Source organism: Parapedobacter soli (assembly GCF_025460835.1).
GTDB lineage: Bacteria > Bacteroidota > Bacteroidia > Sphingobacteriales > Sphingobacteriaceae > Parapedobacter > Parapedobacter soli.
Window position 1 is genome coordinate 267,617 of record NZ_JAMXAY010000001.1, and the last position, 13,432, is coordinate 281,048.

Here is a 13,432-nt window from a genome sequence, read left to right on the forward strand (position 1 = left end):
GATTAAAAAAACGCATATCGGATACATCCTTCGTGCAAAAGTCATATTGTCTGTCTTGTGTGTCATTCATTACATCCGGGTATCCATCATCATCCGATTGATAATCCCTGCCCAGATATACGTTTTATGATAACCGCCCCACGCCACGTCGGGGCTATAAAATTCCCAGAGATTGTTGGTGTCCTTCAATACCGAAATCATCCCCTCGGCTACGCGGTCTACCAACTCACGGGCCTCTTCATGGTAGCCGTAATCCTGCAAACCCAGCATAATCAGGTAGTTCCACTGCACCCAAACTGGGCCATTCCAATACCCTTTGTCGTTATAGTAGCTATCTTGTGCAGATAAGGTGGGAACGCCGTATTCGCGCCAGAACTGCGCCGTATCCGTGAGTTTGTTTACCAATCGTGCGGCGCGTTGCTCATCGGCTACGCCCGCCCACAACGGCAGGAAACCGATGATCTCGTCGCGTTTCAGATCATCGACCTCCTTATAGGTAAATGTATGCGTGTCCTTGTCAACCTGATAATAGAACCCGTTGGTCTCGTCCCAAAAAGTATCGTTGATCAACTGTGTACGCCGCTCGTGATCGGCCCGCCATACCGCCGCCTCGCCATCGAGACCCAACACCAGCGCCATCTGCTCCAGCGATTTTGCTTCTTTAACGAGCATGCAATTGAGGTCAAGGCTCTCGAAATTAGTGGGGAAGCCCACTTCATCCCATACGGCCACCAATGCATCCCGTACGGATTCGAGCACAGCATGGCCACCCCATTCACAAAGCCCATCTCCGTCGCTGTCGCGATTATCGACGATAAAGTGGAACAGCTTTTTCGACGATCCGTACATTTCGCGGAGAAACGCGGTATCTTGCGTAATCTGATATACCTCCCAGTTGAGCCAAGCATACCACGGTGCCGATGTCGTGAGTTGCCCGTTGTGCTCGATGATCTCATCGAGGTACCCCCCCGTACGGTAGTTGATGTATCCATTCGGGTATTGCCGTTCCAGATACACGCGTTGCGAATTCATCGCCCCTCGGGGGTCGATGTCCGCGTAGGCCAGCATAGCAATGCTTTCATGGAATACCTGCCCACCGTGCCCCCAGCCCCAAGTTGGCTCGCGCGAGAAGACATAGTAATTGTAGCTGGATTTACCTTCAGGCGGATAAAACACCTGCCGCATCATATTAGCCGCGCTCCAGTACAAGGCTTCCTTATCGGGATCATCGAAGTCCGGACGGGGAGTATTGGCAAAGAACGCCTCGTTCTGCCGTTGGTAGGGGTCTAATGCCACATCTAACAATGGCCGTGCCGCGGACACCAGGGAGTCGGCGGGTGTCGCGATGGGCGCGACGCCACGGACAAACCGCAGATGCTTCGTGTCTCCGCCGGCTAATTGAAGGGCATGCTCGAAAGCGACCACCTTAGCATAAGGCACTGCATCTTTAATCAACGTTTCTTCAGTTCCCCGCTGTACAAATCCCAGGAACGCAGTGTGACTAACAGTAGTTACTTCAGGCTGGTGGATGCCTAGTTGGCCGTCTTCGCTGACGGGAATCACCAGATACCCGTAGGTATTATCCGGCTTCGCTGTCGTGTCCACGTAGGTATGAGCATCCACCGTTGCTACCCGCTCGTAATGCGGAGCAGGGTAATGGCGGCGGTATACCGAAAACGAACGCAGCGCGGGGTTGGCGTCCCACGTTAGCCTGACGTGGTTATGGTCATTCCGCTGCAAGTCAACACGATCCACCATCGGCAACGTAGCGGTACGTGAAAGGTCCACATCGTACCGCTGACTCGTGGCAGCCAACCCGCCAGCTATGCGGCCCGAAAGGCCACTCGTCTCGTCATATGTCTGGATGGTGAACTCCCTTGCCTCCCGGTTTAATAAGGCTGCCTCCAACCTGAAAAATCCGCCTTGATCCACTGCTGCGTGCATCCCTCCCCATACCGGGCTATTCTCGGTGATGAGTTTGGCTGGGTTATCGTCCACAAAGAGCTGGAGGCGTAGGGTGTTCCGCGCACCGGCGATGCGCTGCTTTCCGGGCAGATAGGCCCGGCCATTGACCTGAAGCATCGGTTTGCGATCGTTCTCAACCGAATTGGGTAGCTGGAAAGGTTCACCGGCCTCGCTGGTGAATGCCCCCGTAGTTGTTGGCTTCTCAGATGACAACCAGACATTGCGAATGCTGTCCGTGTAGGGCACGTCGTGACCAAGGGTCCATGCATCCGGGTACTCTTGGTGTTCAAATAGAAGGTGGTCTCCGCGCGATACTATGTGCTGGAACGCCCGGTTAGCATTCCGCATGTAGGGGTACATGGTTAGCGCAACGGCCGTATCCGTCTTATTCGTAACCCGCAGATCCAGCAACGCCATCGTGGAACTGTGCACGACGAACCACGCCTCCACTTCAATGCCAGCGAATGGGTGGTAGTTATACCGTACCATGTCGGGATAACTCGCCGTTATAGTCGGTGGGCGATGCATATCAGCCACGCGGTACACCCAACGGTCACCCAGTTTGAAGCCTAAGGCAATGTCGCCACCGGTATCGGTGAAAAAGTCGGCTCCCAGACTATCGACGTTATACCGGAACGCGTAACCTTGGTCGAGCACAAAATTTGACCGCTCCGGCACTGCCGCATAGGTCGTGTACAAGGGGTAGTCTTCGCCGGCGCTCAAAGACGAAAGATACGGGCGCTGGCGCTCTTGGCAGCAAGCAAAAAAACCTATCAATATCACGACGACAGCCTCTCTCACCGCCCTCAGCTTACTTCGATTCATTTCGCAGCTGCTCCTCCATTCTTAGGGCATCGTTGTAATCGACTACATAATGCCACCAGTTGTTCAGATGGCCATCTGCTTTGTTTAATCCTTTGAAATGGGGGATATGTCTATACCACCAACACATGTAGCCCAAATGACTGCAATCCCATTCTTCGCAGTTCACCGCGCGGGGATTCTCTGCCACAAGGTTTGGGTAGAAAGCCCACGAGTCGGCAAAGGTATTGACGGTCGTGGTGTTGCGGTAATCGTAGTCCGCGGTGCCGTTAGGCGGGAAATGGATGTTGCCAATATGGGCGCCCCCCGGCGAAATACTATCGAAGGTGGTATACAGTTCCCAGTTATTCTTGTCTTCCGCTTGGCCGTCCCACCGCCCGTATACCTTTCTCATCACCGATTCGAACCGATGGCCGTAGCTTTCCATCGCCAGAGACATTTCGCGCTCATAATTTAGCCCCATCACAGTCAGTAAGTCGACGCATGACGTCCCCTCGACGGGATTGGAGTTGAGCCAAAATGCCCCTTCGCCAGCATAGGTCGACTCCCACATACCAGCATAGGGGAATGTCCAGACCCACACTTCATGAATTTCGCCGCGGTCGCGCATACCACAGAAACCGTAATGGTCGATCAGCGCCGCGTAGTCGAAGGTGGTCCCCCTTTCCCGAAAGGTTTCCCAATTCGGGTCCGCAAGGTAAGTGAACACCTCGTCTTTCGTCATCAAGGTATCAGCCTCCTTGAATCTCGTAAAAAAAAGATCATCGTCTATCACTTCTACGATTTCGTACTTGACCGCCCCACCGCTCACTGAGATAAGCGTATCCCGGTAATCTTCCATCAGTTTGCGAGGGTCGTGCCATGTAAAGGTATAGCCGGGCGTTTTGAACACCTCATGTAACCGCTTATTGTCAGCTGAAGGAACCCTGGGATCTTGGATTACCACGGCTACTTTGACCGTGATGGGATCGGCCACCTCAAGCGACGTTTTTGACCCATCGGATACGCCGTCTTCTGTTGTGCCAACACCCCCCGAACATGCCATGGCGCCTAGCAAGGAACACGTAATTATAAATCCAAATGTAAAGAACAGCTTGTTTTTCAAACGCACGCACCATAATAGTAGTTTCTGATGAGCTTGAGCCATATCGCAAGTATGTTAAAAGAAATTAGTCGAATGTTTTGTCTAAATGAGTATACGGGAACGTGCAGGAAATGACGTACGTCCCGCTCTCCCTAAACAATATCCTTGAACGCAATCGGATATACCACTGCTTCGCTCCCCATTCTGGGTCGGGCCAGGGATTCAGGAACGGATACTTCTCCTCTTCGTAAATCTCACGGCGTAGGGTGGCTGTATCCAACACCGTATAATCCATCGTTCCCCCTTTAAGGTAGGAAAGCAAGTCTTGGCGAGTAGGCCACGGCGTAACCGGAAACTCCAACCAGGCCCCTTCTTCGGTGTTCTGCCGGTTCACAGCATAATCTAGATAACTTTCGGTTCCTTCTGAATAAGTTTGATATTCTTCAGAATCAAAAATCCGCCCCTCAGCATCCTTGTACTGGATGAGCACCTTTATGCCCACGGAGGGTTCATCGTTCACTTTATAAACCTCCAAAAACTCTTTCCCATTCCGCGCGATAATGTTTTCGCGCCGTTCGAGATCATTTTCCGTAATGTCGTCATATAAGGTGAAAATACTTTCGCCGGCTTCGTTTACCAACAAGATGGAAGTGGTAACCCAATAAACTTCGAAAGGTCTGCTTTTTTCGGAAAGTTTCAAGACTGCATAATCTGGGTAGATACGTTCACCAGCTGTATTTTTCGCTCTTACATCTACATGGTACACATCACCAGGGCTTTGCAGGTTGTTTGTGATTTCCAAATATTGCAACATCCCATTGATTGGGTTGATGAACAACGGTGTCGTCGGGATTTCCGCAATTTTAGCGTTGACCAGTTCTAACGTAGTATCCGTCTTATTGTTATAAGGCTGAACCCAAGTACGGTAAGGATAGGTCACGAAGAATTGCTCCGAACGCTGGCCGTTAGCGTCGCGTACGTTTTCGATGCTGAATTCCACAGGCATGGTGGAACCGTCAAGCCATGCCACATCGGTAGAACCTTTGCTACCTAGCGGTAAGTACAGCGTATCCATCCCTTTCAGGTAGAGGTCCGGACTTAGGAACCCTTTCTCGGAGGGTATTTTCGTGCATGCCGATTGAAAAAACAGCAGTACAGCAGTTATGTGGAATAGTGTCCTTTTCATCTCATTCAGTCTATGTGGTTTTACAATAAGTCGTCTGCCCTGGTGCCAAAGAAAAATAGGGAATGGTAATAATAATGTTCGGTGTATGAATAATTACCAGAGTAAATAATGTGTACAGCACCGGTTGTGGTCAACACGTCCGACAGGTACATCTGGTATACTTGGTCGCACTCGGGGTTGTCATATCCCAATGCAAGGCGAGCAGTTAATGTATTCTCCCACGAGTCGCCCCGCTTGAAGTGAGCTTCGATAAGTTTGGGTGTCGTTTGCATGAAATTGGGATATTGGTAACCGGCTCCGGGTGAACTGCCCCCATCCCACGCCGCACCTGGGTCGGCTGTCACTTCCACCAGCCGGATCCGTACCGAATCACCCTCACTAAGCGTAGATATTTCAAGCCCCTCCTCGGGAATAGTCTCCCGCCAGATTTTGCCCGGGACCAGGTAAATTTTCAACTGCTGCAACTCTTCCTGTGTGATGTCATCGGCGGTCATCAACGGACTATCTGGATTTAAGCGTAGACGCCTGTTATTCTGGCGCCGCAGATACCTGTTTATCGCATAGATACTTGGGGCCAAAACTGTGACATCGCCGTTCACAACAGATGATAACCCGGCTCGTTCAAACAACTTAGCAGTTTCTTGGGTAACTTCGTTGGCAGCCAAGTATTCCATCGTCGTCACATCAACCCGATTGGTTGGGTTATTCTCGCCGCCGATAATGTAGTCGGTCTTTTCGCAAGACAAGAATACAAGTGGAGTGGCCATTAATATTAATATGAATAACTTTTTCATCTTCTCATAATTTGATTTTACCACGTGGTTTTTCCATTCCAGTAGGGTGTTTGCTGCACCATTTTGTTATTGGTGAGGATAATTCCGCTTACTGGCCAATAGTATCCCTGCTGCGCATAACGGTCAGCATTCATAGCCGATGAAGGATCGGGAAAATAATTGTTCCGCACATAATCGAAGAAAATCTTTCCCTCACCGATGAGCTCAGCTGTGCGTTGCCGCATAATTTCCTGCATATAGTCACTACCGGTGTAAGGTAATAAGCCGGCCCGTTCCCTAATTTCGTTGATGATGGGAACAGCCAGTGCCGCTTGTCCATTTTTCACGTAAGCTTCGGCGAGCAACAACTTGACATCGGTGAACCGGAAAATAGGGATGTTCGAATCGGCGAAATAGGCAACATACTCGTTCCACTCGCGCGACGGATCGACCATGAACGATGCGAACTTTGTCATCCACGTGACCTTGGTGCGGTCAGTAGCAACCTGACTAACATCCGAAAAGGGCTCATTGTATGGCGAATCCCACGCGTCGAAGAACAGGTCGCCCCGTTTATCTTGCGGGTACTCAGGATAAATAAACTGCTTTTTTGATGCCGGTACGAAGTTGATATTGCTAGCTCGGTCTTTATTCACATCACCATCCAAGGGTATTAACTTCGTGGTTAGCGCTTGAATACCACCATAGTCGGCCCGGTAAGTCTCTCCCTGCTCGTAGGATATATTGAGTTCGAAAACCGCTTCGTTGGATTGCCCTTGGTATATCGCCTTGACAGCCGATTCACTGCTATAGGGTTCCAATGCATACCGGCCGTTTTGCACCGCATCCGTGAGCTGTTGCAGGGCAGCCGAGCGGTAAGTCTCATTGGGCTGGCCGTCACGTTCCTTGAGGAACGCCATCCACAGATTCGCATATCCACCCAACGCGAGTGCGCCTCCCTTATTGGCTCGGATACCCCATGCTGCAGTGCCGGGAGTACCGTAGTCAAGCCGGCTGATTGCTTCGGTGACATCGCTAAGTACCGATTCGACTACCTCGATATCGGTAGACCGTCCTTGGTAGATGGGCACACTTTCGCCATCGATAACCTGGTTGGAATTTTCGATTGCGTCAAGCACCAATGGGGCGTTACCCCAAATGGTGGCGATATGGTAATAGATAAGCGCCCGTAAAAAATACGCCTCGCCCAGTAACTTGCTTTTGGCTCCCGAAGCGAACACATTGTCGGCCATTTTCGGAATGTAGCTGATGCATTGATTCAATTGGGCAATTACCTTGTAATAACCTCCCCAATTAGCAAAAGATTCCAGCGCACCCCATGACTTCTGTGTACCACTTACATTGGTGAAATCGGGGATATGGTAAAACGCATTGCTGGAACCACCGTTCCATCCGCGGTTGAAATACCCCGTTGTCACATCCCCCCGTTCGTAAAGCTGTGCGTTGACCATAAGGCCGCGGTACAGCGCATACGCACCTAGCACCGCTTTTTCCGCATCCTGCTCACTCGACCAGTACACATCGTTATAGACCAGATTGACTTGTTCGGGCGACAGAAAATCCTTGCCGCATGATGCCGCCAAGAGGCTAAACACCATCATACCCGTCATCAGTTTCTTCATTGTCTTTTTCATATTATTTCGACTTAAATATTGATGTTCAGACCAATGACCATATTGCGAGAGATGGGATAACCCTGCCCATTATAATAGCCCATTTTGGTGATAACACGTGGGTCTGGCACCGACGATTGTTTCCACATGTAGACGTTACGCATGGTCCCGTATACATTAATGCCGCGCACCCGCAGCCGCTGGATAAATCTCTGCGGAAGATTGTAGGAGAGAGTGACGTTGTCAATACTCCAATAATCGCCTCTTTCGATGAACATGGATGACTCCCGGAACGAACGGGCACTCCCACCATCGCTATACGTAATATAGCGCATGGGATAGTAAGCGTCATCTCCCGGCTGCTCCCAGAATTTGACATTGTCCGACAGATCATACAATGCACGGGTAAAAAAGAGCGTTTGATCATCGTAGCTCCAGAGCATCTGCTGGAGGTTTGAATTGAAAATGTAGTGACCAAATGCAAAAGACGACTGGATACGTAACGAGAAGTTGTTGTACCTGAAGTTGGTCTGAAACCCACCCATGATTTTTGGTTCAGGCGATTTCCCCTGAATAATCTTACGATCGTTACCGTAATTGTGTCCATCAATCTGATAATCTCCATTGACATCGGTAAACAGCGGCATCCCAGGGAAAATTTTTCCTTGTTGGTTGAGTGCCAAGCCGGCATCAGCACCATAATACTTCATCGGCTCGCCCGTCATCGGATTCACTGGCAGATCATTGACGTCCTGCAGGGGGCCGAGGTATTCATACGTATAATATTGGAACGCTGGCTGGCCCACCACAAAAGCATAATTTGAACCGAAGTAATCCCTGCCGCCATTGCCAAGTCTGGAAATCACAGTTTGGTTTCGTGCCAAATTCAAGGTGAAGTCCCATTGCGTAGACGAAGTGCGGGGGAAAAGGTAGGTCGTAAATGAAGCCTCCCAACCGTTACTGATCATATCCACCAAATTAGACCGGATGGAATTGTAACCGACAAACTGTGGTAATACAGAGGTGTATACCGCTCCGGAAGTATGTCTTGAGTAGACATCTGCGATTATATAGAGCCGACGATTAAACAGCTCAAGGTCAACCCCGAGGTCGGACTCGGTAGATTGGCTCCACGACAGTGATCGGTTGGCGATTTTGTCAAAGTCGGACACCAATGTACCGACTCCCCCATATGTCTTGATGTCGAATCGGTTTGCATAGATATTGTTGATACCCGCACCGATATTGGAAGTAGAGATGAACGAATTGTACTGTAACAAAGGGTCTGGATCGATACTTCCTGAAGACCCATAGGACAACCGAATCTTCCCGAAATTCAACACCGATTTGGCCGACTCCAACCAAGGTTCGTCCGAGAAAATCCAATAGGTTTTGACAGAAGGAAAGGTAGCCCATTTATTGTTGGCCCCGAACCTTGAAGACCCATCCCTACGTAGCACACCTTCTATTTTGTAACGGTTTTTGTACCCGTACGAAACGTTGGCGAAGTACGAAAGCAGATTGCTTTTTACAATGTCGCTGATTCCCGAGGTTTCCTCCACCTTATAGTTCTGGATTACCTTTACATAGTCGCTCGGCCCATCTTGGCCATACAGATTGGTCGCATACTGCCGCTCCATATTAACTTCTGTTCCCAACAACGCTGTAAACTCATGATCTTCGAACGTTTTATAGTAACTCAATAGAGAGAGGCCGTTTAAAACAAAATTCTGGCTGTTGAGTGATTGCCCTTGTGAAAGGCCATTATTAGACGCCGTACTCGGCACAAAATAATCCCGACGACCGAAATTCGCGGATAAGCCACCACGATTATCCCACGTCAAGCCGTCCACCAACTTAATACGGAGACTCTCGTTCAGATTCAACATGTAACTGTTATTGGATTGATACGTATCTCCCAATTTACCTGAAAGCAAATTGAGCTCATCTGGTGTCCGGTAGAAAAGCGATGACGGCAACTGCGTAGGATCAGTGGGGAAAGAACGCAGCTTGTCAGTTTGACCACCTTGTCTGCCCGAGCTAGTGAGCATAATCGACAAATCGTTATGGAGAAACTTATTGATATCGTTGGTGAGGCTAGCGTTCATCGTGATGCGCTTGAAATCGAAACCAACCAGCACACCTTGTTCATCGTAATACCCCAAACCTACCCGGAAGGCGCTTTTCTCAGTGCCGCCGTCCATACTCAAATTAAATTGTTGGTTAAACCCAGTTTGGTAGAACAGGTCTTGGTAATCATACGCCCCGTTGAACGCAGGGTTGTACTTATCCGTGAATACCGCCGGGTACATGTAACCCTCGATTTCCAGGCCGTTCCGTACGTCAACAGCTGCCTTGTCCCCAAATAACGCTTGGATTGTTTGGTTATAAAGCCGCATTTTTTCTTGGCGCTCTGCCTCCCCGATGAAGACCGGTAGCCTGCTCGGCTCGAAATTCCATCCAGAAGCACTGCTGAAATTGAAGCGCGTAGCGCCCTTGGTACCCCGCTTCGTCTTAATAACGATTACACCGTTTGCCCCTCGCGAGCCGTAGATTGCGGTAGCAGCCGCATCCTTCAGCACGGTGATGGATTCGAAATCATTCGGGTTCATCGTAGCGAAAAAATCATTTTGCGTAACGTCAAATCCAGCAAGATCCGAGAGTGACATCGGCACCCCATCAACAATATATAATGGATTGCTCAACCCCATCACATCACTTGATTCGGAGAGGTTAGTATTGCCACGGATTACCAAGCCGCCGCTGGCGCCACCGGGCATACCCGTCCGCAGGACCGACTGCATACCGGGCACCTGGCCGGCCAGTACTTCTAGCATCGATGCCGCGGGAATATCCTGCAGATTATCCATCTTTACCGTAGCTACAGAACCCGTAAGGTCACGGCGGGTAACGGTTTGGTATCCCAGTACAGCCACTTCGTCGAGCACGTTCTCGTCCGTTTCAAGGACGATGTTTAGCGTAGCCCCCCCGGCAACCACTTCCTTGGTGGAATAGCCTACCCGGGATACAATCAGCACTGTACCCATAGGCACTTCGATTGTGAAATCACCAACTGCATTCGTTACGACGGCCCTGTCAAGGCCCCTGGCTTTTATAGAGGTCCCTTCAAGAGCCTCGCCCGTTACTGCATCCGTCACTTTTCCGTGCACCAACGTTTGCTGGTGTACCGGCGTGGGCAACAGAGACCCTACGACGGGTTCGATGACCATGGCGGACAGAATAGCAGTTAGCCATACCAAATGGAGTTGGCCAACCACCACGTGGAAATACAAACGGACTTTACATGTGCGTTTAGTTGTCTTCATAATTTTTCATACGTTTAATTAGTTAAGTAGGATTTCCTCATCGCTGGCCATGGTAAACTGAGCGACCATCGTTGCGGATTAATAGTTTGGCGCTTCACAAAACGTCCATTCGTGATACATTTCCTTTCCATAATTGAAAATTTTAATGACGATGAACCATGGTTAGTACACGGCACCCATATCGTATCACAAAGAACCGTATTAATGGCCCATTTAACTACTAGAATCGTCTCAAAAAAAGAAAATATCATATCATCACCGGCCGTGAAGACTAAAAAAGGGTAGCCCGGATGTATCCGAACTACCCTTTACGGCAAACCGACAAAACTGCTTTTAAGCGCCGCCTAGCTTAACTACATGCCTGGAACCGAATATCCGTCGGGCGTAATCATCATCGAATTGATGTAATAAAAGCGGTCACCATTATCATTGTTGGGCCCGGCGGATACCACGATATCAATCGTGCCATCAGCAGCCGGTTTTATGCCTCCCACAATCGCCAGTTCCGAATCGTTGTCGGAAGCATTTAGCAATGCGGAGCCTTCGGTGGCACCTTTCACTACATACTGCGTTTCGCGATTGTCGCCCACCCCCCAACGTGATGCATAGAACACAAACTGATAGGTGGCATCGGTATTGAGGTTATAAACTGTAAATCCACTTGTGGGATTGCCTCGATCACCCCAGAAGGCGTCCCGACTTACCTCACCAGGCAGCCCGAGTGTGTTGGTGGGTGCACCGGAATGGTTCTGGTCGTTAAACCGGTCGGTAACGGTCATCGAAAAACCGGTATTGGTGCCTTGCTCATCCTTCAGATCAAAAACGGGGGCACCCCACGGCGAATCGAAAAAGTTAAAGGGTGCACTAGCCTGCAAGGTTCCGAAGTCGACATAAACGGGGTGTTGAAGCTCAAAGGCGTTCTTGGCGAAAGGTACATCCATCCCTTCAGGCAATATCAACATCGCGTTTACGCCAAAGAAGCGGGCCCATTGGCTATTATTAGGGCCTGCAGACATCTTTATGGAAATCGTGGCGTCATCGGCGGGCTCAATATCCCTGATGACAACCAGTTTTGCCAAGTTATTATCGTTGTCCAACAGTCCCGTGCCCTCATTTTTACCGGTTACCGTATACCGGGTTTCCGTGTCGTTATCACCTATTGCCCCATAGAATACGAACGTGTACTTTTTGCTCGTATTCAAATTTGAAACGATAAATCCGCTCTGAGGAATATGTATGCCATCACTGAAGAACATATCTTGCGATGCCGTGGTAGGCATTCCCAACGCATTCTGAAGCCCACGGTCCAGCATGCCAGAAAATGGTTCAGATACCTCAATGGCAAAGCCCGAGTTAGCCCCCTCGGCATCTTTCAACTCACTTAACTTCAAATCATCCGGATGCCTGAAGTTGTTGAACGGTGCGCCGGTCTCGACGGTGCCAAAGTCGATGTATATCGGTGAATTCAGTTCAAAATAATTAGGTTCCGGATACAGGAACTCGGTCAGCTCCGTCACCGCTGTTGGCGTGGCTACTGCTGTAGCTGCCGCATTCTTCACCAGCATGACATCGTACTCCGAAAGGTTGTCTGGCACGAACGAATTGCCCAGCACATTACCAAAGATCGCTTCAAACCAGGTTGCCGCTGCGGTAAGCCTACCCGCGCCCAAGCTTAAGTGATACCCATCCCGGGTAAATTTATCACCCAAGTAACTGGTTCGTGCATTTTGGATAGCCGTCCCCGATGGGATGACCATATCCATGCCAGCAAGGTCTTTGGCCTGCCACGCCGCATCCACTATTGCCTCGTACATCTTCGTTTGGTCGCGATCGTAGTTACTGAACCCTTCGTGATTCGAATCTTGGGCATACGCCCATGTTTGGTGCAAGATAAATTTGACCTCCGGATTGGTGGTCAGCGCCCGTGCATAATCAACAAGTTGAGGAAGATACTCTTGATAACCATCGATGATTCCTGAACGTTGGCTAACTTCCTGAAAACTGATATAATCCCAGTTTTCACTAGCGATGGCTTCTTGGAGTGTTTGGTTGTTTATGCTACCGCGGCTCCCATCCACCGCTATTCGCCTCAACTGATAAGCGTCCCTGTTTTCCGAGGCGTTCAGCCAATGCCCTTCCAACGACTGCCCACCGATATACATGTTTCCGATAAGTACTTTTTGCCCCGTGGCAACGACAAAATCATGCAGGTAATTCTCAATGGCATCTTCAGAGAAGCTATTGCCGATAGCCAATATCTTGAAGACGCGGTCCTTACCTACGGTAAGGTCAGAGAAATACTTCACGCTCCCGTCTGTCGACTCCACCTGTATCACGGTGCTCCCCTCGCTTAAACCGGTGATGACGGCTGTTTGGTCTTCGCCCGCTGCTACACTGGCGACCTCCGGGTTAAGGATGCTCCACGTCAAGGTCTTGGATGCGCTTCCCAGGGTGTCGGGGATGGCCTTGATGGTGTATTTTTCACCCACGGTGATTGAGACGGCTTGTTTATTTAACCGAATAAACTGCCTATCTGACAAGTCTACCGAGAAGTTTTCCTCGCAGGCTGTGCAGCACAGCAAGATTGCCAGTATACCGAATAATTTTTTTATTGATCTCATAAGAAAGTTCATTAATAAAAG

General features: G+C 49.9%; 7 protein-coding genes. All 7 read right to left on the reverse strand.

From position 1 onward, the window contains the following. Positions 1 to 69: 69 nt before the first annotated feature. The gene (locus NGM62_RS01050) at positions 70 to 2,790 is read right to left on the reverse strand and encodes an MGH1-like glycoside hydrolase domain-containing protein (RefSeq protein WP_262245282.1); all 2,721 of its coding nucleotides are present in this window, start codon (positions 2,788 to 2,790) and stop codon (positions 70 to 72) included. Next, positions 2,777 to 3,832, reverse strand: a complete 1,056-nt coding sequence (locus NGM62_RS01055; protein WP_262245284.1) for a hypothetical protein — start codon at positions 3,830 to 3,832, stop codon at positions 2,777 to 2,779. The genes NGM62_RS01050 and NGM62_RS01055 overlap by 14 nt, the downstream gene beginning before the upstream one ends. A 124-nt stretch (positions 3,833 to 3,956) precedes the next feature. After that, on the reverse strand, positions 3,957 to 5,057 hold the full coding sequence (locus tag NGM62_RS01060; RefSeq protein ID WP_262245286.1) for a DUF5007 domain-containing protein: 1,101 nt from the start codon (positions 5,055 to 5,057) through the stop codon (positions 3,957 to 3,959). A gap of 20 nt (positions 5,058 to 5,077) precedes the next feature. Then, complete coding sequence (locus NGM62_RS01065; protein WP_262245288.1) at positions 5,078 to 5,851, reverse strand: hypothetical protein; 774 nt, start codon at positions 5,849 to 5,851, stop codon at positions 5,078 to 5,080. 17 nt (positions 5,852 to 5,868) lie between these two features. Continuing rightward, positions 5,869 to 7,485: a RagB/SusD family nutrient uptake outer membrane protein gene (locus tag NGM62_RS01070; protein WP_262245290.1), complete on the reverse strand. Its 1,617-nt coding sequence runs from the start codon at positions 7,483 to 7,485 to the stop codon at positions 5,869 to 5,871. Between the two features lie 11 nt (positions 7,486 to 7,496). Then, a complete protein-coding gene (locus NGM62_RS01075) occupies positions 7,497 to 10,790 on the reverse strand; it encodes a SusC/RagA family TonB-linked outer membrane protein (protein ID WP_262245292.1) in 3,294 nt (1,097 codons plus the stop codon). Between the two features lie 353 nt (positions 10,791 to 11,143). Further along, a complete protein-coding gene (locus tag NGM62_RS01080) occupies positions 11,144 to 13,411 on the reverse strand; it encodes a DUF4886 domain-containing protein (protein WP_262245294.1) in 2,268 nt (755 codons plus the stop codon). Positions 13,412 to 13,432 lie beyond the last annotated feature (21 nt).